Raw genomic sequence first — 23,641 nt, forward strand, 5'->3', positions numbered from 1 at the left:
TGACAGCTGCTTGCCCGCTTCGTGACGAAGCGATGACGAGCCGCCCACTCCCCACGCCGAAAGGTTCCGCTGGAGACATGACGAACAACCTCACCACCAGCCGCCCCGCCCGCCGTACCGTCGGCCTCGCTGTCGCCGCGACTGCCGCCGTCACCGGTCTCACCGCCTGTCAGGGGTCCACTTCCGGCACGGGCGTCCAGGACTCGGGCCCGGACGGCGGTCGGAGCAGGACGGCGGAGACCGCCACCCACGACACCAGGCCGCACAAGCTGCTGTGGATGGGCGACTCCGTCGGCGAGGTCCAAGCCCCCGCCCTGGGCGCCGCGATGAAGGCCGGCGGCGCCGCGTTCGCCTCCATGGCCGTCGCGGGAGGTGGCGGCGTCATCGGCGAAACAGCCGCCCCCACCTGGGACGAACTGCCCAAGAGGCTCGCCGCGTTCAAGCCCGATGTCGTCGCCTATCAGATCACCACCTACGACTGGGGCACCGCCGACGAACAGCGCGCCGGATACGAACGCCTGGCCAAGACCGTGAGCGACGCCGGCGCCGAACTCCTCCTCGTCTCCGCCCCTCCCTTCAAGTTCGACGACTTCTACAAGAAGCACGAGGCCGCCATCAGGACGGCCCCGCAGTCGGCCCGCGAAGTCGCCGACAACGACCCGGACGGCGTTCACTTCCTCGATGCCTCCGCGCTGTGGGGAACGGACGCCACCGCAGCCAAGGCGCAGCGCAGCAAGGACGGCATCCACTCCTGCCAGCAGGGATCGGCCGCCTTCGCCGCCTGGTTCGGCAAGGAGCTGAACAAGCGGTACTCCTTCACCCCCGCCCGGCCGCAGGAGTGGGCCAACGGGTCATGGACCGGCGAGAAGGTCTTCGGGCAGATCGGCTGCGCGTAACGCCCGGGGGCGCCGGCCGCCCGGCACCTCCCTGCCCGACACGCCCCATGCCCCGCGAGACGGCTCCCAGCCCGCCGGCCCGAGCCGCCTCGCCAGCCCCCGAGGTAGACCTCTTGGCCACGCACACGCCTGCCCCGCGCTCCCGCCGCCGCGCCCGCACTGCCCCCGCCCCGGTTCGCCGGCACCACGTCGCCGCCCTGGACGGCCTGCGGGGACTGGCGGTCCTCGGCGTACTGCTCTTCCACGCCGGCCACTTCGGCGGCGGTTTCCTCGGCGTGGACCTCTTCTTCGTCCTCTCCGGCTTCCTCATCACCGGCCTGCTCCTGAAGGAAGCCCGCACCCACCGCGGCCGCATCGACCTCGCTGCCTTCTGGGGACGGCGCGCACGCCGACTGGTACCGGCGCTCGCCCTCATGGTCGCCGGCACCCTGCTGCTCGTCCGGGCGTTCAGCACACCGCCCGTCGTGCGCCAGGCGCTCGACGACACCCCGTGGGTCGCGGCCAACCTCGTCAACTGGCACTTCATCGCCGACCGGGTCGGCTACTGGCAGTCCTCGGACACCCAGGTCTTCAGCCACCTGTGGAGCATCGCCGTCGAGGAGCAGTTCTACCTCCTCTGGCCACTGCTGATCACCCTGCTCGCCCGCGGCGGCACCACCGGCACGAGCGACCGACGTGTCGCGATCACGGCCGCCACAGGGGCCGTGCTCTCCCTCCTCGCCATGGTCGCGCTCGTCGACCCGGTCGACACCACCCGCGTCTACGAAGGCACCGACACCCGCGCCTTCTCCCTGCTCCTCGGCTCCCTGATGGCCACCGAACCAGCCCGTCGTCTCCTGAACCGCGTGAGCGAACGAGCCACCGCCTGGTGGAGCGCCGTCCTGGCAACAGCGATCACGGCGTACTGGATCACCGCCGACGGCCAGACCTTCCCCGGCCTCTTCCACGGCGGACTCTTCCTCCACGCCCTGACCGCCGCCCTCCTCATCGCCCTCGTCGCCCGCTCCCCGCACACCCCCGTCGGCCGAGCCCTCGCCGCGCCGCCGCTGCGCGCGCTGGGCACCCTCTCCTACAGCCTCTACCTATGGCACTGGCCCATCTACCTGCTGCTGGACGAAGACCGCCTCGACCTGACCGGCTGGAGCCGAACGGCCGTCCTGCTGACCGTCTCCCTCGCCACCGCCCGGCTCTCCAAGACCCTGGTGGAGGACCCCGTACGCTTCCACGCACGCTGGGCGTACGGTCGAACCGGCGCAGCCGCCCTCTGCATCACCCTGGTCGTCCTCGCCGCCCTGTGGGCCCTCATACCGCGGCCCGACCCCGGCGCCGGCTCCGTAGACGTCACGCGCCTGGACGCAGAAGCGGACACCAGCCACCGTTCGTGCCTCGCCCAGCTCGTTGACCCCGCCTCCCGGTCCGCGTGCGAGCTCGGAAGCTAGGGGACGTCGGTGGGGGAGAGGTCGGGGCGGGCGCGGTGCAGGCGTGCGGGGTGGCGCCGACGGCCGTGGGCGTCACGGCGCCCGGGCGAGGGGGTGGTGGTGCGGAAGGCGTACTGCAGGCGGTCAGGTCGCATCGCCCGGGGTGCGCACACGGCATCGGACCCCGGGCCCTGAGAGGCCCGGGGTCCGGTCACGGCGCGAGAAGACGGTCAGAGGCCGTCCGGGACGGCTTGCGGGACCGTCGCCGGCTTTGCCCGGTCCATGCCCAGTTCCCGTAGTGGCGGCCGGCTGTTCCTGGGTGAGTTCGTCCCGTCTCGCGCGGGTGCTCGACACCACACACCCACACACCCGGCTTCACGGTCACCGGCCTTTCCTCGCCGCCGACCGCACCAGCCGGCGTGGGGTGCTCAGTCCTCGAACTCGAATTCCGGGACGAGTGTGACGTCTCTGCCGGTTCGTACACGGTAGAGGATCTGAAGCCCTTGGGGTCCGAGTGCCCGGATGGTGCCCCAGGGGATGGTCTGAGAGGTCAAGAGGCCGGTGAAGTTGGGATCGTCCTCGATCAGGTCGAGGTTGACGCCGTTCTTGCGACGGCTGAGAGTCAAGGTGTCGCGGGGCTGACGGATCTCGACGGTGCATTGCTTCGCGACGGAGAGGTGGAGTTGCTCGATCCCGCTTGCCCCGATGGTGGCGCTTTTGTCCCGGACAGCCACGACGGCACCTCACTTCCTGTGTGCTTGCCGCCAGAGGCCGCGACAAGCTGCCTTGGCGCAGCACCGTACGGGACGCTTCGCGCGATCCGGCACTGGATCGCCGACCAGGGGCGAAGCTCCCCCGTCTGGCGCGGCAGGGAGACAGCGGGGAGGCGTTGGAGCACCTGCCCGCGGGTCCGCGGGTGGGCCGCATGCGGCTTTCCGTTCGTGGACGACAGGCAGGGTTCCAGGCCGGGTCTGCCGGCCGCTGCCGCGTGACCCGGCGGCATGGGCCCGCGAGCCTCGAAACGCCCGGACTTCGCCTGGACCATGCCGGCCGGGCGCCTTCGCGCTCACCGCGACCGCCGGCGGCAAGCTCGCCCACCGCACGGACGCTGCGTTCAGCCCGCCAGATGGCGCTGGATCCAGTCCGCGGCGGTGCGGCGGAAGAGGCGGCGGTTGTCGGCGCGGCGGAAGTCGTGCCCCTCGTGCTGGAGGATGACCAGCTCCGCCTCCACACCGCGTTCCCTGGCCGCCCGGACGAACTGCTCGGACTCACCCGGCGGCACGTTGGTGTCGTGCTGACCGTGCACCGCCATCACGGGCGCACGCAGGGCGTCGATGCGGCTCATCGGCGACAGGGAGCGCAACAGGTCCCGGTCGTGCTCCGGGTGCCCGTACTTGTGCGCCGCCGACCGGGCGATCCACGGCTCGGTCCCGGCGAAGAACGTGGCGAAGTCCGACATGCCGCAGACGGCGACGCCCGTGCGGAACAGGTCCGGATGCCACACCAGGGACGCCAGGGTCAGGTAACCGCCGTAGGAGTGGCCCATGACGGCGAGCCTCCTCGGATCGGCCAGCCCGGCCAGGATCGCGTGGGCCGCGCAGTCCGCGACGTCGTCGATCGCGGCGAAGCGTCCCGTGCCCAGGTCGGCGTCGACAAAGGAGCGCCCGTAGCCGGAGGAGCCCCGCACGTCGGGGGCGAAGACGTCCAGTCCCCGGCCGACGAGCTCGTGGTAGAGCGGGTCGAACACGGGACGTTCCTGGTCCTCGGGGCCGCCGTGCAGATGGATGACACAGGGCGCGGGCTCGCCGGGCGCCCGGCCCGGTGCGCGGTAGTACCAGCCACCGAGGGTGAGCCCGTCCCGCGCGGTCGGACGCATGGGTGCGGGCCGCACGGGCGGACGGTCACCGGGGACCGTGTCCTCGTCCCGGGACGACCAGGGGGTGCGCAGGGCCGTGCCCTGGTGCAGCCACCACAGACCCGGCCGGCGCTGCGATCCGGACAACGCCACGACCGGGCCGTCGGGGTCGGCGGTGGAGGCGATGCGGGTGACGACCTCGTGGGGGAGCGGCACCTCCCGTGCGGCCCCGGCCCGGGCGGGAGCCGTCCCGCCCGCCGCCGTGTCCGCGTGCTCCGCCGCGGCCGCCGTGTGCAGGGCGACGATCTCCAGTTCGCTGACCCCGCGCACGTTCCAGGCGAGCGCGGCGCCCCGGCCGTCGCGGTCCACCGCCAGCAGTTCGAGCCCGCAGTCCGGGCGTTCCGCCGCCACGGTGAGGCCCGTGCGACGTCCCCGCGCGTCGAGGCGCAGCGCGTACAGGGCGGCGAACTCCCGGTCGTGGTCGCTGCGCAGCCACACCGTCCTGCCGTCGGGGGAGAAGCCGCCGATCCACGGATCGCCGTCGGCGACGGGAAGGGCGCAGGTGATCCGCAGATCGCGGGTGTCGACGACCAGCGCCTCGCGGCGGCCGCGCGGCCCGCGGCGCAACAGCGCCAGCCGCCCGTCGCGGCTGAGGTCGCACACCCGCAGGGTGGCCGCGCCGCGCTCGCTCGCCAGGAACACCGGCGCCGAGGCGCCCTCGGGGTCGACGAGGTACGTGGACAGCGTCAGCGGCACCGGCTCCTCACCGCCGGGACGGTGGCCGTCCGGGGTGCGGTCGTCGCCGGTGAGGACGAACGAGGGCGCCGGGGCGGACGGTTGCCCGCCCAGCAGGACGGCGTGGCCGTCCCGCGTGTCCCAGCCGGGCGGCAGGGAGGAGCCGGGGACCCCGCTCTCGCCCCGTAGCGGTGCAGCGTCCGCTCCGCCCGCGGCCGTGTTCGCCGGCGGTTCCGCGACGGTCACGGCCACCGCCGAACCGTCGCGCCGCCAGCACCCCAGATGGGCGGAGCTGCCCGGTTCGGCTCCGGCCAGGACGCGCCGCCCGGTGCCGTCGGGGCGTACGCACAGCACGCGGGTCAGTTCGCCGCCCTCGGGAGCGGTCGTGTACGCGATCCATCGGCCGTCGGGAGACCAGGACACCTCGATCACCGGGTCGGGGTCGGCGTCCAGCAGGTGCACGTCGCCGTCGACGGGCCCGGCCCACAACTGTGGTACTCCGCGCCGGTCGCAGATGAACGCCACCTGCCGTCCGCCCGGGTCGGCCGAGGGGTACCAGCATCCGTGCCCCGCCAGCACGGTGGGCCCGTCGTCGGCCGCAGTCGCGTCGGGCAGGTGCAGGGGCGCGGGCGCGGGCAGCGAGCCGCCGGAGGCCGGGTCCGACGCCGGGCCGGCGTCCAGCAGGTCCCACAACCGGGCGGCGGTGTCACGCCCGTCCGTCACTGGCCGGGGTGGCCCCGGAGCGGGTGGGGCGGTCGTCTCCGGAGCCCCGGCCCACAGGGGCGGGGCGGCCCGCTCCGCGCGCCTGCCGGTTAGTTGATCCCGTGCGTCTGCAGCCATATCTCCAGCAAAGCTACCTGCCACAACGTGTTCGCCCCACGACGGGTGCGGTGCGCGTCGGGCGCGGCGAGCAGTTCGGTCACGTACTCCTGGCGGAACACTCCGCGGCCCTTGGCCTCGGGGGCGGTCAGGGCCTCGCGGACCCGCTCCAGCACCGGACCGGCCATGTGCTTGATGGCCGGCACGGGGAAGTAGCCCTTGGGCCGGTCCACGACCTCCCGGGGCAGTACCTTGCGCCCCACGGCCTTCAGGATGCCCTTGCCGCCGTCGGCGAGCTTCAGTTCGGGCGGGCAGGCCGCTGCCAGCTCGACCAGGTCGTGGTCGAGGAACGGCACCCGTGCCTCCAAGCCCCAGTCCATCGTCATGTTGTCGACGCGCTTGACCGGGTCGTCGACCATCAGCACGTGCGTGTCGAGCCTCAGGTCCGCGTCCAGCGCGGTCTCGGCGCCCGGCGCCGCCATGTGCCGGCGTACGAACTCCGCGGACACGTCCTGCGAGGGGAGCAGGGCCGGCTCCAGGATGCGGGCGAGGTCGGCGTGCGAGCGGTCGGAGTAGGTGTCGATGTAGGCCTCCGCGGCGCGCTCGCGCGGCACGTTCGCCATGGCGGGGTACCAGCTGTAGCCCGCGAACACCTCGTCAGCGCCCTGGCCGCTCTGCACGACCTTGACTTCCTTGGCGACCTGCTCGGACAGCAGGTGGAAGGCCACCACGTCGTGGCTCATCATCGGTTCGCTCATGGCGGCGATCGCGCCGTCGAGCGCCTGGGACACACGGTCGGAGGGGACCATCAGCTGGTGGTGGTCGGTGCCGAAGTGCCGTGCCACCAGGTCCGAGTAGTGGAACTCGTCGCCCTCCTCGCCCCCTTCGGACTCGAAGCCGACGCTGAAGGTCGCCAGGTCGCGCTGCCCCTCCTGGGCCAGCAGGGCGACGATGAGGCTGGAGTCGAGGCCGCCGGACAGCAGCACGCCGACCGGCACGTCGGCGACCATCCGGCGGCGTACGGCGGTGCGCAGCGACTCCAGTACGGCGTCCGTCCAGTCGTCGGCGCTCATCCCGGCGTGCTCGGGGCGGCGGACGTAGTCGGGCTGCCAGAAGCAGTGGTCGCGGTGGGTGCCGTCCGGCTCGATGACACGCACGGTGGCGGGCGGCAGCTTGCGCACGCCGTTCAGGACGGTGCGCTCGCCGGGGACCGTGGCGTGCCAGCTGAAGTAGTGGTGCAGCGCCACCGGGTCGAGGGAGGTGTCGATGTCGTCGCCGGCCAGCAGCGCGGGCAGCGACGAGGCGAAGCGGAGCCGGTCGGAGGTCTGCGTGAGGTAGAGCGGCTTGATGCCGAGCCGGTCACGGCCGAGGACCACACGGCCGGTGTCCTGCTCGACCAGCACGAAGGCGAACATGCCGTAGAAGCGCTCGACGCAGGCGGTACCCCACTCCTCGTACGCCTTCAGCACCACCTCGGTGTCGGAGTCGGAGAAGAAGGTGTGGCCGAGACCGCGCAGCTCGTCGCGCAGTTCACGGTAGTTGTAGACGCAGCCGTTGAACACGCCGGCCACCCGGCCGCCCGGGTCGGTCATGGGCTGGGCGCCGGTCTCCGACAGACCGATGATCTTGAGCCGGCGATGGCCGAGGGCCACCGGCCCCTGGGACCACAGCCCGCGCCCGTCGGGGCCTCGCGGTGCGAGGCGGTCGGTCATGCGCTCGACCGCCGCGATGTCCGGCCGCCGCCCGTCGAAGCGGATCTCGCCGCTGAGACCGCACATCAGACCCACCCCCTTCCGTCGCCGTCCACGACGTGAGCGGGCCGCGGCACGGGGGAGACGGCGTGCGGCGCCGGGGAAAGGGGCCACGAGCTGGGCATGGGGGAACAACTCCTCGATCGCAACGATGGTGTCGGCAGACCGGCGCGGCCGGACCTGCGGGGTCGGCGGGAAGCCGGGGAGAACACGAGAGGGTGGTGCGGCACGGGACTCAGCCTGCGATTCCTCCGGCGGTGCTCCGGCGCAGTGCCGGGCGGGCCGCGGCCGTCCCGCCGCCGGTCACCGGCCGCAGGGTGGCAGGGGCGGTGCGCCGGGAGGTGCGTCCGCCGCGCGTCTCGTCGACCAGGAGGTCGACGCTGGCCAGCAGGTCCTCGCGGGCCGCCATGCGCCGCAGCCGCTGGGCGGCGCTCCCGGCGGCCAGTGCCTCGTCCAGCAGGGTGCTCACGGCGTCCCAGTCACCGGCGGCCTGCAGCGCCGGACGCAGGCGGTCGCGCATCCGGCGCAGCACCGCGGCAGCCGGGGCCGCCCGCCGGGTCCGCGGGTCGACCAGGGGCCCCTCGAGGCCGGAGCGGGCGGCGCGCCAGGTGGCCGCGCGCAGCCACTCGTGGTGGCCGTCGCAGACCGGGCCGCTGTCCTTCTCCAGCCGTTCGCACGCGTCGCGCACCAGCGCCCGGAACAGCCCGGCGACCAGGACGACCGTCTCGGCCCGCGGGCAGGCGTCGCAGATGCGCAGCTCCAGGGTCCCCTGGTGCGCCGAGGGCCGTACGTCGTGGTAGAGCATCCCGGCGTCGCTGATGACGCCGGAGCCGATCAGCTCGGCGACGGCGGCGTCGTACTCCTGGGCGCTGCCGTGGCAGCCGGCCGGGCCGGTGGTGGGCCAGCGCTGCCACACCATCGTGCGCCAGCTGGCGTAGCCGGTGTCCGAGCCCAGCCAGAACGGCGAGCTCGCCGAGAGCGCGAGCAGCGGCGGCAGCCAGGGCGACACCAGGCACATCGCGCGCACGGCGGTGTCCCGGTCGGGCACGTCGACGTGGATCTGGGCGCTGCACACGAGCTGCTCGTGCACGAGCTTGCGGTACTCGTCGGCCATGTGCCGGTAGCGGGGGTCGTCGGTGACGTCCTCGGAGCCGAGCTGTGCCAGCGGTACCGTACCGGCCGCCACCACCGCGAGGCCGAGGGAGGACGCCGCCGCGTCCAGCCGGCGCCTGGCCCCGGCGAGGTCGGCGTGGAGGGCGTCGAGGGTGTCGTGCACCTCGCTGTTGCGCTCCACCGACGACCGCTGGAGCTCGGTGGTGAATCCGGGTCTGTCCAGCCGCTCGAGCACGTCTCGTCCCCGTGGCACCAAGCGCCCGCTCTCCACGTCCACCACGTGGAATTCTTCTTCTGCCCCGATACGCAACGTCACGGTCTCTCCCCTTGGCGGGTCTTACGTCGGCCGCCGCAAGGCCGCGGCCCCTGTGGCCGCGGCGGAGGCCGATCCGCGCCTACCGAGTGCCCTGACCTGGGCCGTACAAGCATGCGATGTGCCACGTGCGGCTCAGCAGCCTCAGATGAGCGATCCAGCCTCGGCCGCCCCAGGCCCCGCGACGGAGACGGCGGTCCGGCGCGTACCGGTCAGGCGGAGCCGGCGCGGCCGTGCCAGTCCAGGCACATCACCGTGGCGTCGTCCTCGGGATGGCCGTCGCAGGCGTCCTTCACGGCGTTGGTGAGGACCTGCACCGCCTGCCTGGGGTGCAGGTCACGGGTGTCGTGCAGCAGGGCGCGCAGGTCGACGGCGGCCGCCCTGCGATCCTGCATGCCGTCGGTGATCAGCAACAGCCGGTCCCCGGGCCGCAGGTCGATCTGCTGGATCCGGTAGGGGACCGGGGAGGCCACGCCGAAGGGCAGGTTAACGGCGAGACGGATCTCCTCCACGGCACCGTCGCGCAGCCGCAGCGGCCAGGGGTGGCCCGCGTTGATCAGCTCGACGCGTTCCTCCTGGAACTCGATGCACAGCAGCTGCCCCGTGGCCAGGGCGCCGCGGCCGTGCGTCAGCATCGCCTGGTGCGCCTGACGGGCCTGCTCCAGCACGTTGCACCCGGCCCGGCGGGCACCCCGCAGGGCGCCGAGCAGCAGCGTGGCCAGCAGGGCGGAGTCGACGTCGTGTCCCATGGCGTCGGTCAGCGACAGATGCAGCGTGTCGCGGTCGAGGCAGTAGTCGTAGGTGTCGCCGCCGATGTCGTCCGCGGGGACGAGGGCGCAGGCGACGGTGAACTGCGGTGCCTCGCAGCAGGACGCCGAGGGCAGCAGCTGGTGCTGGATCTCCGCGGCCAGGGTCAGCGGGCTGGTGCGCTGGCCCCATTGGTAGAGGTCGGTGAAGCGCCGGTCGGTGACGATGATGTACGCCAGCGCGTGCGCCGCCTCGGTGACGTGCCGCAGCACCGTCTCGTCGGCGTGGGGCAGCGTCATCTCCAGCACGCCGACGCAGTCGCCGCGGTTGGTGACCGGGGCGATGACGCGCTGTCTGCCCTCCGCGTCCGTCTCCCGGTGCAGCCGCTGGGTGCGCAGGACCCGGTCGTAGGGGCTGTTCCGCAAGGGCGTGCGCTCGGCGCCCACGTCCTCGGAGCCGGCGCCCGCGGCCTTGAGCCGCACCAGCTCCTGGCCCACGAAGTCGAGGAACAGGAAGGAGGTCGACACGGCTCCGAAGCGCTTCTGCAGATAGCCGGCCACCACGTCGACCGACTCCATCGGAGCGGCGTCCTCGGCAGCCGCCAGCACCTCTCCCAGATCGAACTCGACGGCCACGGCAACCCCCTTTCGGTCGCCACCTCTTTTATCCCGCTTCGGGAGGTGCACACCTGGGGCGCCGGTCCCTGCCGCCGTGCCCGCACCGGGACGGCCGCGGCGAGCAGCCGGGGGACCGGGGCCCGGCGGCGGTGTGCCGTCGGGCCCCGGTGGTGGATCAGGAGTGGGCCGTCAGCCGGAATCTCTGCCCGGCCGAGCCGTCGCACGGCCGCTGCACCAGCTGCGTGCCCGCGGCCGCCGTCCCCGTGGTGCTCAGGCACTTGCCGCTGTGCCGGGCGACGAAGCGGTAGCCGCCGTCCGCCTCCCGCACCGGCCGCCACTGCTGGTTCCCGCCACCTCCGTAGGACCACAGCTGAAGGGGGGCGTCGTCGGCCGTGGAGACCTCGGTGACGTCGACGACCTGCTGCGGGTTGCCGCGGGCGGCGAACCGGCCGTAGCCGCCGTCGGTGGCGCGGAACTGCCACTGCTGGGCCGCGGTCCCGTTGCAGGTGTACTGCTGCACGGCCGTGCCGTCGGCCGTGGCCGCCGCCCGCGCGTCGACGCAGGTGCCGTGGGCGCTGTCCGCCAGCGAGTACCAGGCCGTCCCGGAGATCGGGTCGCCGGGGGCGGGTCCGTTCCCCGCCCCGCCGAGCCACTTGAGGCCGTCGATGAGGAAGCGGTTCTGCGTGGCGCTCGCGAACGTCGAGGACAGCCGGGTGTTGGTGTCGTAGTCCATGGCGTTGTGCCCGAAGTTCGCATACAGCATCCGGTACCGGGTGTTGGTCCACAGGATCGGGTAGTAGCCGCTGTACCACGACTGGTCGGGGTCGGTGCCCAGGGGGAAGCTGGACGGGTCGACCGACGCCAGGACCTCGATGTCCGGGTTGGCCCGCAGGTCGTTGGACCAGCTGTACCACTCGCTGACCGACGAGGTGAACGTCGCGGGCAGCGCGGCGGTGGCCGGGTGCGTACGGTCCTCGGTGCGCAGCACCGCGGTGGTGGGCCCCCAGGTGTTGGACCGGAAGTCGCCGCTGCCGAGGAAGGAGTCGTAGAACCAGGGCCAGGAGCCGGCCTCGGTGGTGAACGCCGAGACGTGGAAGCCCATCCAGCCCCCGCCGGCCCTGACGTACCGCTCGAATCCGGCACGCTGGGCCGCGGTCTGCGGCGCGTCGTCCAGGAAGAGGACGACCTGGTAGTCGTTCACCCCACCGTTGGCCAGCAGGTTCCAGTCGGTGGTCGCCGTGTAGGCGAAGCCGTTCTCCGCCGCGGCCCGCGGGAACCACGCGTTGGCTTCCTTGACGAAGTCGATGTGGGCGGCGTCCCAGGTCCCGTTGTAGAAGGCGATGACCTCGAACGCGGGCGCCCGGACGGCGGCGGAGGCCGCGGGCCCGGCGTGGGCCGGGGCGATCAGCCCCAGCACCAGCGCCGGCAGGAGCAGCAGCCGTGCAACGAGCCGCCTCACGGGTAGCTCACCAGGTTCGCCACGTTGGTCGAGGAGTTCGACGGCCCGCCCCGGTCGTTGATGACGTGCCGGATGGTGCCGGTGCCGCCGAGCGAGACGGTCACCATGTTCCGGAACCGCACGTCGGGATGGTTCGGCACCTCGAAGGCGCGCTCCGCGGTGACGGACGGGTTGACGTTGAAGTAGCAGTAGCTGCCCAGCCCGTACGCCTGGTGGCTGGTGACGGAGTCGGCGACCTTGTAGGCGGCGTAACCCTGGGTCGAACCGTTCATCCAGGCGGCCTGGTTGGGCGGGTCGTAGGGCATCTCGTTCTGGTAGAAGTACGTGCGGCCGCCGTTGCCGTTCCAGATGGTCTGGTGCTTCTGGTAGTGCTCGACGAACAGGCCGTACATGGTCACGTCGTCACCGTTCACGACGAGTCCGGTGTCGGCGGTGTTGGCGTTCCAGCCGATGCCCGAGCCGTGGTCGCCGCGCCAGATCCACATGTGGTCGCCGATGACGTCGTCGCTGTTGACCACGAGGCTCGTGGTCGCCTTGCCGACGGCGGCACCGCCCACGCGGAAGTACACGTCGTGCAGCGAGGTCGGGTTCGCCGCGTGGTCGGCGGACGCGCCCGACGGCCCGACTTCCACCAGCGTCCGGGAGTTGGTGGTGCCCGCGTCGAAGAGGACCCCGGCGATCTTCACGCCGTCGACGTCGGCGACCGTCATGGCCGTGACGCCGTTGTCCGGGATGAAGGTGGCGAGCCCGAGGCCGAGGACGACGGTGTTCGCCCGGGTCACGCGCAGGGTCTCGTTCAGGTGGTAGACACCCGGAGTGACCAGCAGGTTCTTGCCCTCGGCGAGCGCCGCGTTGATCTGCGCCGCGGTCGCGCCCGGCTTGACGACGAAGAACTGGTCGATGCCCAGCGAGGTGCCGGCGGCGTTGCCCCCGGCCCAGGTGGTGGCGGAGGAGTCGGTCCGCAGGGAGGGGACGAACACCTTGTAGGCGCCGGCCCCGTCCACGTGGAGGAAGGGCTTCTCGCGGACGGTCGGGGTCTGGTTCACGGTCGTGTAGGGCGGGTTGGGGAAGGTGTTGCCCGGCACGCCCTGGCTGCCGACGAAGACCATGTTCCAGTTGGAGCCGGTCCAGCTGCCGAGCTGGGAGTTGCGGGTGAGCCACTGCTGCTGGCTGCCGGAGCGCACCTGTCCGTCGATCTTGCTGTCGGCCATGAAACCGCCGCTGGACCAGCCGCCGTCGCTGAGTTCGAGGTTGCCGCGCACGTGCATGCGCCGGTAGCCGGATGCCTGGGAGACGGCCCAGCGGTCGGTGCCTCCGGCGGGGTTCACGGACAGGTTCTCCGCGCCGCGCCAGAAGTTCTGGGTGGCGTTCTGCGGCGGGAACCAGTCGGCCTCCACGTGCACGGCGCCGTTGATGGTCACCGAGTCGGGCGACTGGCCGAGGCCCAGCACCTGCGTGTAGAAGCCGACGTTGACGTCGTTGCTGTAGGTGCCGGGCTTGAACATCACCGCGTAGCGCTGCGACCCGAACTGGTTGGTCTCCTGCTGCCGGAAGATGGAGTCCAGCCGGCTCTGGATCGTCGAGGAGGGCATGCTCGGGTCGAAGACGACCACGTTGGGGCCGAGGTCGGCGTCGCCGGGGGCGGTGTTCACCGGGGACACCTGGAAGCGCTGCGCCGCCGTGCCGTTGCAGGTGTACTGCACCAGCTGGACGCTGTCGGCCGTCGAGGCCGACGGGACGTCCAGGCACTTGCCGCTGTGCCGGTTGACGAAGTGATAGGCGCCACCGCCCTCGTCGACGGCACGCCACTGCTGGTTGTCGCCGCCGCCGTACGTCCACAGGTGCACGGCCGCGTTGTCGGCGGTGGACACGTCGCTGACGTCCACCACCTGCTGCGCGTCGTTGCGATTGCCGATGCGCACGTAGCCGTCGCCGGTCGGCGTGAAGCTCCACTGCTGGGCGGTGCTGTTGTTGCAGGTGTACTGCTGCACGGCGGTGCCGTTGACGGTGGCCGCCGCGCGGGCGTCCAGGCACTTGCCGCTGCCGCTGTTCACCACCGTGGACCAGCCGTCGGGCAGCGCGGCCGCGGCGGCGGGTGCAAAGGAAGCGGCCTGCGCCGGGGGAACGGCGCCGACCAGGGAGAAGACGGTGGCGGCAGCCGCCAGGGCGGCGACGAGGTGTCTGTGCGGAGCGGTGCGGGCGGGCCTCGGGCGGCTGCCGGAAGCCGGTCGGGGAGCAGGAAGCATGACTTCTCCTGTGCCGGTGGTACGGCGGGGGTGGGGGAGGGGAAAGGAGGGCTAGGGGACGGTCAGCCGGTGTACTGGGCGAGGACCCGGGTGAAGTCCCACGGCTGCTGGGAGACGCCCGAGCAGGTGTCGGCCCCGCCGCCCGTGCACGGCCGGTCGCGGTTGACCGACCAGAAGGTCAGCCGCGCCAGGTGACGCTGCTGGGCGTAGGCGAGGATCGTGCGGAAGTCGGCGACCGTCACGGTCTCGCCGTTGTCGGTGACGCCGTTCATCGAGGAGATGCCGGTGTGCCGGTAGGCCTGGTCGTCGCTGTAGCCGTAGGCGTTCTGCACCGCGGTCTTCAGGCCCTCGGCGGCACTGACGCTCAGCCGGCCCATGTTCTGCCCGGCGCCGCCGAAGTTGAACGGCATGATCGTCCAGCTGTCGACGGTGAGTCCGGAGGCCGCAGCCCTGTCGATCAGGCTGGTGTCCGGTCCGTTCTGTCCGGTGCCGAAGGTGACGTACACCTTGATGCCCGGGTTGTTCGCCTTGACGGTCTTCAGCGCGTCGACGGTCCGCTGCTGCACGGCCGGGCTGTCGTAGGCGGCCGCCTCGATGTCGATGTCGATGGCCTTGAGGCCGTAGGCGTCGATGACCTTCTGGTAGGCGGCGGCCAGTTCACCCGCGCTGCCGCAGGAACTCTCCAGCTTGTTGCCGCTCCAGCCGCCGAAGGACGGGATGACGTCGCCGCCGGCGGCCCGGACCGTGTTGACGGTCTGCTGGTCCACACCCCCCGTCAGGGGCCGGCTGCCGTCCCACTGGGGGTTGCAGTAGCCGTTGCTGAGGACGAAGGCGAGCGTGAACCACCTGACGCCGGTGGCGTTCATCACCGTGGTCGGGCTGGGCGGGCTGCCCCAGCCGTTGTACAGGTAGGGCGCCACGGCCATCGCGCCGGGCGACGGGGCCGGGCCGTCGCCGGCGGGTGCGGTCCACTTCTGGTTGGCCGCGCCGGTGCACGTCCAGATCTGCAGTCTCGTGCCGTCGGCGGAGCTGTTGCCGGTGGCGTCCAGGCACTTGTCGGCCTGCGGGTTGACGATGTCCCGCGCGGAGGTGACGGTCCACTGCTGGGCGGGGCTGCCGTTGCAGTCCCAGAGCTGCACCTTCGTGCCGTCGGCGGTGGCGCCGGAGGCGACGTCGAGACACTTGCCGAGTGCGCGGACGGTGCCGTCGGCGGCCACGTCCCACTGCTGGGCGGCGCTGCCGTTGCAGCCCCAGAGCTGCACGGCCGTGCCGTTGGCGGTGGCTGCCCCGGCGACGTCCACGCACTTCGCGCCGACTCCGGTGATCGGGCCCGTGGCGGCGGCGGCGCCGCTCGCGGGGACGCCGCTGAGACCGATGAGGAGCGACACCGCCGCGGTGACGCCGAGCACGTGACGTCCGGCGGAGCCGGCCGCGAGTTGTCTGATCATGGAGTCACGTCCGTTTCTGGAGACGGGCGCGGGCCGCAGGGCTGCTGCGGACCGGCATCGGCGGCGTCTGCACACGCCGGGCCCGTCGCCGGCGGGGACACGGAGGCACTCCGGGTGACTGTCATGTGCATGACAGTCACCCGGAGGTGAACGCGCTCGTGCGTGCTGCCCGCCGGGCAGGGGAGTGGGGGTCGTGGGGATGCGGGACAATCGTGGGGGTCTTATTTCAGTTCATGATTTAAGAAGTGATGCAAGCGCGTGTCAAGGTTCTGGTCCAGGCCAATTCGGCACCGGTGAAGCGCCGTTGACAGAGGCCGGCCGGAGTGCGGGATCCCGGCCGGCGGGGGTGGGCTTCACTCCTCGTGTCTCACACGGAACGGATGTCGAGGGAGGTGATGTGTCCCTCCCGGACCCTGAAGGCGAACCCGAGAACGGCGACGCCGCCGGGGAAGTTCCCCTCGAGGCGCTGCGTGACGTGCCAGATCCCGTCGTCGTGCCGTGCCACGGCCGTGGGAGTGGTCGTGTAGGTGTACTCGGCGGCGGAACGCGTGAGCCAGCCGCCGATCTCCGCGCGGCCACGGTAGGAGGCGCCGTCGTCGACGACCACCGCGCCCGGGGCGAAGCACGCCGCCGCTGCCGGGACATCGTGACCGGCGTGGGCGCCGAGGTAGGTCCGGACGGCAACGGGGAGCCGGTCGAGCGGGCTGAGGGGCATGATCGTGTCTCCTTGTCGAGTGTTGGTGGCTCGGGGTCCTGGTGGTTCGGAGGCTTCGCCGGCTCGGAGTCTTCGGCTCGGTGTCTTCGCCGGACGGCTACAGGGCCGGGACGGTGCCGCCGTCGATGGTGTGCTCGGCACCCGTGATGGCGGCAGCCCGGTCGGACACGAGGAACGCGACGAGTTCCGCCACCTCCTCGGGGCGGGCCGGCCGGCCGAGCGGAATGCCGCCGAGGGAGGCCAGAATCCGGTCCCACGCCCCGTCGTGGCTTATGCCCTCGGACCGGGCGATGCGGTCGGCCAGCGCTGTCGCCGCCTCCGTCTCGATGGCCCCGGGTGAGACGACGTTGACCCGCACCCCGTGCGGAGCCAGCTCACGCGCGAGGCCCTTGCTGTAGGTGGTGAGCGCCGCCTTGGCGGCCGCGTAGCCGAGCGTGGCGTCGGGCAGCGGCAGGCGCCGCTGGATGGACGAGACGTGGACGACGGCGCCACGGCCCGCCTCCCGCATCGCCGGCAGCAGGGCACGGTCCAGTCCGACCGCGGGCAGCAGGTTGAGGGCGAGTTCTTCCCGCCAGTGCTCGTCCGTGAGGGCGGCGAAACCTCCGCCGGGGGAGCGGGAGCCGCCGAGGGCGTGCACGAGGACGTCGAGCGTGCCGAGCCGCTCGCGCACGGCGGAGACGACGGTGTCGACGCCGTCCGGAGTCGTCAGATCGGCCGTGACGAAACCGCCGTCGTGGCCGGCGGCCGCAGGCGCGGTGCGCGCCGTGGCGAGCACGGTCGCGCCGCCGGCGCGCAGGCGTGCGGTGATCGCGGCCCCGGTGCCGCGGCCGGCGCCGGTGACGAGGGCGAGGCGGCCCTGCAGATCGGGAACGGGGAGGTGGATGCGAGTCATGGCGCCGACGCTGCCGTCTCCTCCGGCGACCGGGTCAACCGCTCGACTCTCCCTCCGGGGGAGGGTGCACAGTGGGACACGTGCTGACCATCGGCAGATTCGCCCAGCTGACCCACCTGAGCATCCGCACGCTGCGCCGATACCACGAGGCGGGACTGCTGGAGCCGGCTCACGTGGACCCGTCGAGCGGCTACCGCTACTACGACGCCGACCAGATCCCGGCCGCCCAGGTGATCTCCAGGCTGCGGGAACTCGACGTCCCTCTCGCCGACGTGCGGCGGATCCTGCTCACACCGGACCCGGCCGCACGCGCGGTCCTGGTCGGCGAGCACCTGCAGCGGCTGGAGGACCGGCTCTCGCGCACCCAGGCGGCCGTGAAGTCGCTGCAGCGCCTGCTGCGCCCGGGGCCGGCCGCGCTGGCCGTGGAACTGCGTCAGGTGCCGGCCCGGCTCGTGGCGGCCGTGGAGGGCACGGTCGCGCACACGGACGTGCTCTCCTGGTACGCGGGAGCCATGGCGGAACTCGACGCGGTCGTCGCCCACCCGGCGGGCCCCCCGGGTGGGCTCTACGACAACGCGCTCTTCACCGAGGGCCGGGGGCACGTCCTGGTCCACGTACCGGTCGACGCACCCGTGCCGGCCACGGGACGGGTCCACGGGGTCGAGCTGCCGGCCGTGGAACTGGCCGTCACCGTGCACGAGGGCAGCCACGACACCATCGAGGTGACCTACGGCGAGCTGGGCCGGTGGGTGTCCGACCATGCGCTGGCCGTGGCCGGACCGGTCCGCGAGACCTACCTCAGCGGTCCGCGCGACACGGCGGAGGCCGCGCGGTGGCGCACGGAGATCGGCTGGCCGGTGTTCCGTGTGACACCCCGGCCCGGCTGAGCGGGCAGCGCACGGGGGAACGCCCCTGCCGCGCTGTGGAGGCTCATCTTCCGTATCGCTCGCGGCAGTTGGCGGTGTGCCGTACCCCGCGCCGGGTATCCGGAACGCCCACGGGAGTACACACCCACACCACCCGGGAGGAACCGTCGATGTCGCGTCACGACACGCCGCAGCAGCACGGACTCGGCACACTCGAGCCCGGCACGAGACAGCGCGCCCAACTGCCCACCCGTATCGCCGACATCGCTTGGACCGCGCTGGCGGTGCTGGTGGCCCTGTGGGCCGTGTGGGCCTCCGTCGGGGCGGTACGGGGGACGACCGCGTGGGGTTACTGCGCCGCCGCCTGGGTGCTGCTGGTCGTGGCCCTGACGATGCGGGTCCTCACCGTCCGCCGGCGGACCAGGGTCTGAGCGGGGAGCCGCCCGTGGAACGGATCACCGCCTACCTCCGCAAGCACGTGTGGCTCCAGATCCTGCTGTCCGTCGCGGTGGCGAGCGCCGCGGTCCTGCTCGTGTTCCCGGAGCGGTCGCCCGCCTCGGTCGTGACCCGCATGGCCGTCTCGTCCGTCGGCTGCGTCGTCGTCCTGCTCGTCGTACGCAGAAGGGAGCAGCGGGCCACCGGAGGGTCGGTCGACGACCTGATGTCCCTGGACCGGAAACTGCGCCGGGGTGAGGTGCCCACCGACCCGGAGGAACGCAGGGTCATGCGCGATCTGGTCGCGCAGCGGTTGCACCGCACCCGCCACCGGGTCGCGGCGATGATCGTGCTGGGCGTCATGTGGGCCCTGTTCGTGGTCCTCGCCGCGCTCACCGACGGCCCGCGCCGGACGCTGGTCATGAGCCTGCTCGTGGGAGCCCTCCTGGCCTGGCCCCTGGTGTCCGGGCAGCGCCACCACCGGCGCCTGCGCACCATGGACGAGAAGCTGCGCCGGAGCTGAGGGGCCGGGCAGACGGCGATGTCAGTGGCGGCTGCGAGGCTGAACGGCATGAACGGAGACGAGCAGCTGCTGCGGGGCCGGGTGTACGGCCACGACCACGACGACCCCGACCCGGGGCCCTTGCCGCACCAGACGTACGCCGCGCTGACGGGCGGGCCGCTGGACGGACTGCTGCTGGACATCACCGGCTGGCGGCCGGAAGAGGTCGACGACGGCGCCGCCCTGCCCACCGAGCTGGGACAGTTCCCCGGCGGCCGCTCCCTGTACGACCCGCGCCCCGGCGAGCCCCGCAGACCCGGCCCCGGGGTGAGCTGCCGCTTCTACCACTCCGGAGACACGCCCTGACGTCCAGGCGCCCGCGGGACGCTCGGCGGCGCCCGGTCGCCATGCCCTCACGGCCCGGTCGCCGGACGCGGGAAAAAATAAGTGGGCATGTATGCATGAAGTCGGGGTAGACGGCCTTGCGCCGACCCGAGACGTGTCGGCGCCGAGCTGGACGGATGGGGAGGGAAGCATGATGGCGACAGCCATAGCTGCAGAAACCGACACGGACAAGGTGCGTCTGCCGGAGGTCGCCGATCCGTCCAAGGTGGCGCCCAAGGACGCCCGTGAGCTTTCCCGGATGTTCTTCGACCAGCTGGCCGTACTGGAAGAGGGCACGCCCGAATACCAGTACGCGCGCAACACGCTGATCGAGATGAACATGTCCATGGTCCGCTTCGCCGCCGGCCGGTTCCGCAGCCGCGGGGCGGAGGAGATGGAGGACATCGTCCAGGTCGGCATGATCGGCCTGATCAAGGCGATCGACCGTTTCGAGTTGACCCGCGAGGTCGAGTTCACCTCCTTCGCGATTCCCTACATCGTCGGTGAGATGAAGCGGTTCTTCCGTGACACCACCTGGGCCGTGCACGTGCCCCGCCGGCTGCAGGAAGCCCGCGTGCAGCTCGCACGGGCCACCGAGGAACTGCGCAGCCGGCTCGGCCGCACCCCCACGGTGAAGGAACTCGCCGAGCTGATGAGCCTGTCCGAGGAGGACGTCCGGGAGGCGCAGATCGCCTCCAACGGCTACAACTCCTCCTCCCTGGACGCGGCCCTGAGCACCAGCGACGACGGCGAGGCGGTCCTGGCCGACTTCATCGGCGCCGACGACCGCGCACTGGAGCTCGTGGAGGACTTCCACGCCCTGGCTCCGATGGTCGCCGCGCTGGACGAGCGGGACCGGCAGATCATTCACATGCGCTTCGTGGACGAGCTCACCCAGGCGCAGATCGGCGAACGCCTCGGCGTCTCGCAGATGCACGTCTCGCGGCTGCTGTCCCGCTGCCTGGCCCGGCTGCGTGAAGGCATGCTCGCCACCGGCTGACACCGCCCCCGCCCACCTCGGACTTCCCGGGCCGCCAGGCCGACCGGACTCGCTCCGGCCGGCCTGGCGGCCTTTTTGTGCCCTTCATGGACAGGGGCGTCAAATGTGCTACCTCGGGTACCTGGGACGTGTGAACGGGGAGCGAGGACTCACGGTGGCCCTGGACGGCGACATAGCCAAGGCCCGCCATCTGGCTGCCGACTTCCTGGCCCGGCGCCGGGCGGAGCAGGGGCTGACCATCTCCCAGCGGAGCATGGACCTGACCCAGCTGGTGGTCAGCGAGCTGGTCACCAACGCCCGCAAGTACGCGCCGGGCCGGGCACGCATGGATCTGCGGATCGAGGACGACGCGGTCGAGGTGACCGTGTGGGACTCGGATCCGGTGCTGCCGGTGCCCAGAGCCGCCGACGCCGGACGGGTGGGCCAGCACGGCCTGGAGATCGTGAAGGCCATCGCCCGGGACTTCGAGGCACGCCGGGAAGCGGTCGGCAAGAGCATCACCGCACGCGTGGCCCTCATGGACGGACCCGACGACAACGGGCGGTAGATCGCACACGAGCGATGCCCGACATGGCGCGCCGTACACGACGAAGGGCAGGGAGACCTCTCCCCGCCCTTCTCAACGTATAGCGCACAGGGGGGCTTGCGGCAAGGCCCCCGTCACCCCGCACAATCATCGACCGAGGCCGCGACCTGCACAAACGGGCAAAGGCGCGGGTGCCGCCGACGGAAGGCAACGGGAGATGACCGAGCAGTACCTGCTGGATCTGCGGGAGATCGACGCGACGCGGGCCGTGGCCGTCGGCGGCAAGGCCGCCCACCTGGGGGAGCTCTCGCGGATCGAGGGCATCCGCGTGCCGGACGGCTTCTGCGTCACCACGGACGCCTACCGACGCGTCGTGGCGGGCGTACCGTCCGTCGAGGAGCACCTGGAACGACTGTCGCGCACCCACCCGGACGACCAGGAGGCCATCCGCACGCTCAGCGCGCGGATCCGCCGGACCATCGAGGCGATCACCGTCCCCGACGACCTCACCGCAGCCGTCACCGCCGCCCTCGTCCGGCACGGGGAGCAGGCCGCCTACGCCGTGCGCTCCAGCGCGACCGCCGAGGACCTGCCGACCGCCTCCTTCGCCGGCCAGCAGGACACGTACCTCAACGTGATGGGGCAGGCGGCGATCCTGCAGCACATCAGCCGGTGCTGGGCCTCGCTGTTCACCGAGCGGGCCGTGACCTACCGTCAGCGCAACGGCGTCGACCACCGGACGGTCCTCATGGCCGTCGTCGTGCAGCGGATGGTCGTCCCGCACGCCTCCGGCATCCTCTTCACGGCCGACCCCGTCACGGGCAACCGGAGGATCTCCACCGTGGACGCCGGCTTCGGCCTCGGTGAGGCCCTGGTCTCCGGCCTCGTGAACCCCGACGTCCACCGGGTGCGCGACGGCGAGGTCGTCGCCAGGACGATCGCCGCGAAGGAACGCGCCGTCCGGGCCCTGCCGTCCGGCGGCACGCGGCAGGAGCCCGTCGACCCGCGGCGGCAGACGCAGCCGGCGCTGACCGACGCCCAGGTCGTGGAGCTCGTACGCACCGGCCGCCGCATCGAAGCACACTTCGGCCACCCCCAGGACATCGAGTGGTGCCTGGCCGACGACGGCTTCCGCATCGTGCAGAGCCGGCCGATCACCACCCTCTACCCCGTCCCGCGCGCCGGTGACCAGGACAACCACGTCTACGTCTCCGTCGGTCACCAGCAGATGATGACCGATCCCATGAAGCAGCTCGGCATCTCCATGTGGCAGCTGACGGCCATGGCACCCATGCACGAAGCCGGCGGCCGGCTGTTCGTCGACGCCACCAGGGCCCTCGCCTCGCCCACCAGCCGCGCGAGGCTCCTGGACGTCGCCGGCCGGTCCGATCCACTCGTGCGGGACGCGCTGGAGACCGTCCTCGGCCGCGGCGACTTCGTCCCGTCGATCCCGGATGCCCGGCCGCCCGGCCGGTCCGCCGGGCAGTCGGCCGGCACTGCGCCCGCCCCCATCCCGACCGACTCCGCCCTCGTCACCCAGCTGATCGAACGCAACGAGGCGTCAGTCGCCGGCCTCGAGCGCGGCATCCGGGACAAGACGGGACCGGCGCTGTTCGACTTCCTCCTGGAGGATTTCGAGGAGCACAAGCGCATCCTCGGAGACCCGCTGAGCATGCAGGCGATCATGGCGGGCATGGAGTCCACGTGGTGGCTCAACGACAAGCTGGGGGAGTGGCTCGGCGAGAAGAACGCGGCAGACTCCCTCACCCTGTCCGCCCCCGGCAACATCACCTCGCAGATGGGTCTGGAACTGCTGGACGTGGCGGACGTCATCCGTCCCCACCCGAAGGTCGTGGCACACCTGCGGACCGTCCAGGACGACGACTTCCTGGACGAACTGCCCGAGCTGCCGGGCGGAGCCGAGGCACGCGACGCCATCGAGACCTACCTCGACCGGTACGGCATGCGCTGCGCCGGCGAGATCGACATCACGCGGCCACGCTGGAGCGAGCGCCCCGGCACCCTGGTCCCGGCCATCCTCGACAACGTCCGCAACTTCGAACCCGGCGCCGCGAAGAGGCGGTTCGAGCAAGGGCTGCACGAGGCCCGGCAGAAGGAGCACGACGTCCTGTCCCGCCTGCGCCAACTGCCGGACGGGGACCGGAAGGCCGACGAGACCAAGCGGATGATCGACCGGGTCCGCACCTTCATCGGCTACCGGGAGTACCCGAAGTACGGCATCGTCCGCCGCTATTTCGTCTACAAGCGGGCCCTGCTCGGGGAAGCCGACCGTCTCGTCCGGGCGGGCGTGCTCCCCGACCGGGAGGACGTCTTCCATCTCACCTTCGACGAGTTCCGCGAGGTGGCACGCACGCACCGGGTGGATCACGGGCTCGTCCGGCAGCGCAAGGAGGCGTTCCGCTCGTACCACGCGCTCACACCGCCCCGGGTCCTCACCTCGGACGGCGAGATGCTCGACGGGACGTACCGGCGCGACGACGTTCCGGCCGGCGCCCTGATCGGCCTGGCCGTCTCCGCCGGGACCGTGGAGGGCAGGGCCCGCGTCGTCCTCGACATGGCACACGCCGACCTGGAGGCGGGCGACATCCTGGTCACGCCCTACACGGACCCCAGCTGGTCGCCCCTGTTCGTCGGCATCGCGGGGCTGGTGACGGAGGTCGGCGGTCTGATGACCCACGGCGCGGTGATCGCCCGGGAGTACGGCCTGCCGGCCGTCGTGGGCGTCGACCGGGCCACCCGGCGGATCCGCGACGGACAGCGCGTCCGCGTCCACGGCAGCGACGGGTACGTGGAGATCCTCGACTGACCGGCCGAGCCGTGCCGGAGGATGTCCCACCGCCCTCCGGCACAGCCCGACGCTTCGGCGCAGAACGGCTCGGGGCA

20 protein-coding genes are annotated in these 23,641 nt (G+C 72.1%); 9 read left to right on the forward strand and 11 right to left on the reverse strand.

Translation table 11 applies throughout. The features are described from left to right. Nucleotides 1-77 precede the first annotated feature (77 nt). Both Q5694_RS03000 and Q5694_RS03005 read left to right on the forward strand, forming a co-directional pair. Nucleotides 78-896, forward strand: a complete 819-nt coding sequence (locus tag Q5694_RS03000) for an SGNH/GDSL hydrolase family protein (RefSeq protein WP_333930372.1) — start codon at nt 78-80, stop codon at nt 894-896. Nucleotides 897-1,009: 113 nt separating this feature from the next. Continuing rightward, nucleotides 1,010-2,335, forward strand: coding sequence for an acyltransferase family protein (locus tag Q5694_RS03005; RefSeq protein WP_333930373.1), 1,326 nt, complete (start codon nt 1,010-1,012; stop codon nt 2,333-2,335). Here the strand turns inward: Q5694_RS03005 and Q5694_RS03010 are convergent. From Q5694_RS03010 to Q5694_RS03060, 11 genes are all read right to left on the reverse strand, one after another. After that, the gene (locus Q5694_RS03010; RefSeq protein ID WP_333930374.1) at nt 2,332-2,469 is read right to left on the reverse strand and encodes a hypothetical protein; all 138 of its coding nucleotides are present in this window, start codon (nt 2,467-2,469) and stop codon (nt 2,332-2,334) included. The two genes, Q5694_RS03005 and Q5694_RS03010, sit on opposite strands and share 4 nt — an antisense overlap. A 273-nt stretch (nt 2,470-2,742) precedes the next feature. After that, nucleotides 2,743-3,048, reverse strand: a complete 306-nt coding sequence (locus Q5694_RS03015; protein WP_333930375.1) for a hypothetical protein — start codon at nt 3,046-3,048, stop codon at nt 2,743-2,745. A 380-nt stretch (nt 3,049-3,428) separates the two neighbouring features. Then, nucleotides 3,429-5,744: an alpha/beta fold hydrolase gene (locus Q5694_RS03020; RefSeq protein ID WP_333930376.1), complete on the reverse strand. Its 2,316-nt coding sequence runs from the start codon at nt 5,742-5,744 to the stop codon at nt 3,429-3,431. Continuing rightward, nucleotides 5,717-7,501: an N-acetylglutaminylglutamine amidotransferase gene (locus Q5694_RS03025; protein WP_333930377.1), complete on the reverse strand. Its 1,785-nt coding sequence runs from the start codon at nt 7,499-7,501 to the stop codon at nt 5,717-5,719. Before Q5694_RS03025 ends, Q5694_RS03020 begins: the two co-directional genes overlap by 28 nt. A gap of 208 nt (nt 7,502-7,709) precedes the next feature. Further along, nucleotides 7,710-8,903, reverse strand: a complete 1,194-nt coding sequence (locus Q5694_RS03030) for a carboxylate-amine ligase (RefSeq protein ID WP_333930378.1) — start codon at nt 8,901-8,903, stop codon at nt 7,710-7,712. A 209-nt stretch (nt 8,904-9,112) separates the two neighbouring features. Beyond that, nucleotides 9,113-10,225, reverse strand: coding sequence for a PP2C family protein-serine/threonine phosphatase (locus tag Q5694_RS03035; protein WP_333930573.1), 1,113 nt, complete (start codon nt 10,223-10,225; stop codon nt 9,113-9,115). 214 nt (nt 10,226-10,439) lie between these two features. Continuing rightward, nucleotides 10,440-11,723, reverse strand: a complete 1,284-nt coding sequence (locus Q5694_RS03040; protein WP_333930379.1) for a ThuA domain-containing protein — start codon at nt 11,721-11,723, stop codon at nt 10,440-10,442. Next, a complete protein-coding gene (locus Q5694_RS03045) occupies nt 11,720-13,969 on the reverse strand; it encodes an RICIN domain-containing protein (protein ID WP_333930380.1) in 2,250 nt (749 codons plus the stop codon). The genes Q5694_RS03040 and Q5694_RS03045 overlap by 4 nt, the downstream gene beginning before the upstream one ends. Before the next feature lie 62 nt (nt 13,970-14,031). Beyond that, nucleotides 14,032-15,417 carry a ricin-type beta-trefoil lectin domain protein gene (locus Q5694_RS03050; protein WP_333930381.1) on the reverse strand — a complete coding sequence of 462 codons (1,386 nt, stop codon included), beginning with the start codon at nt 15,415-15,417 and terminating at the stop codon, nt 14,032-14,034. Between the two features lie 367 nt (nt 15,418-15,784). Beyond that, nucleotides 15,785-16,132, reverse strand: coding sequence for a nuclear transport factor 2 family protein (locus Q5694_RS03055; RefSeq protein WP_333930382.1), 348 nt, complete (start codon nt 16,130-16,132; stop codon nt 15,785-15,787). 97 nt (nt 16,133-16,229) lie between these two features. Next, a complete protein-coding gene (locus Q5694_RS03060; RefSeq protein ID WP_333930383.1) occupies nt 16,230-17,024 on the reverse strand; it encodes an SDR family oxidoreductase in 795 nt (264 codons plus the stop codon). Nucleotides 17,025-17,104: 80 nt separating this feature from the next. On the opposite strand from Q5694_RS03060, the gene Q5694_RS03065 reads away from it, so the two are divergent. From Q5694_RS03065 to rph, 7 genes are all read left to right on the forward strand, one after another. After that, the gene (locus Q5694_RS03065; protein WP_333930384.1) at nt 17,105-17,911 is read left to right on the forward strand and encodes a MerR family transcriptional regulator; all 807 of its coding nucleotides are present in this window, start codon (nt 17,105-17,107) and stop codon (nt 17,909-17,911) included. Nucleotides 17,912-18,060: 149 nt separating this feature from the next. Continuing rightward, nucleotides 18,061-18,321 (forward strand): hypothetical protein, encoded by a 261-nt coding sequence (locus Q5694_RS03070; RefSeq protein WP_333930385.1) that lies wholly within the window; start codon nt 18,061-18,063, stop codon nt 18,319-18,321. Nucleotides 18,322-18,335: 14 nt separating this feature from the next. Next, nucleotides 18,336-18,848: a hypothetical protein gene (locus Q5694_RS03075; protein WP_333930386.1), complete on the forward strand. Its 513-nt coding sequence runs from the start codon at nt 18,336-18,338 to the stop codon at nt 18,846-18,848. Nucleotides 18,849-18,896: 48 nt separating this feature from the next. After that, nucleotides 18,897-19,193: a hypothetical protein gene (locus tag Q5694_RS03080; RefSeq protein WP_333930387.1), complete on the forward strand. Its 297-nt coding sequence runs from the start codon at nt 18,897-18,899 to the stop codon at nt 19,191-19,193. 172 nt (nt 19,194-19,365) lie between these two features. After that, entirely contained in the window at nt 19,366-20,211 is an 846-nt protein-coding gene (locus Q5694_RS03085; protein ID WP_333930574.1) for an RNA polymerase sigma factor SigF, read from the forward strand. Nucleotides 20,212-20,314: 103 nt separating this feature from the next. Further along, nucleotides 20,315-20,758 (forward strand): ATP-binding protein, encoded by a 444-nt coding sequence (locus Q5694_RS03090; protein WP_443040798.1) that lies wholly within the window; start codon nt 20,315-20,317, stop codon nt 20,756-20,758. A 196-nt stretch (nt 20,759-20,954) separates the two neighbouring features. Beyond that, a complete protein-coding gene (gene rph, locus Q5694_RS03095) occupies nt 20,955-23,564 on the forward strand; it encodes a rifamycin-inactivating phosphotransferase (RefSeq protein ID WP_333930389.1) in 2,610 nt (869 codons plus the stop codon). Nucleotides 23,565-23,641: the final 77 nt, after the last annotated feature.

The sequence above is a fragment of the Streptomyces sp. AHA2 genome (assembly GCF_036857595.1).
In the GTDB taxonomy this organism is placed as follows: domain Bacteria; phylum Actinomycetota; class Actinomycetes; order Streptomycetales; family Streptomycetaceae; genus Streptomyces.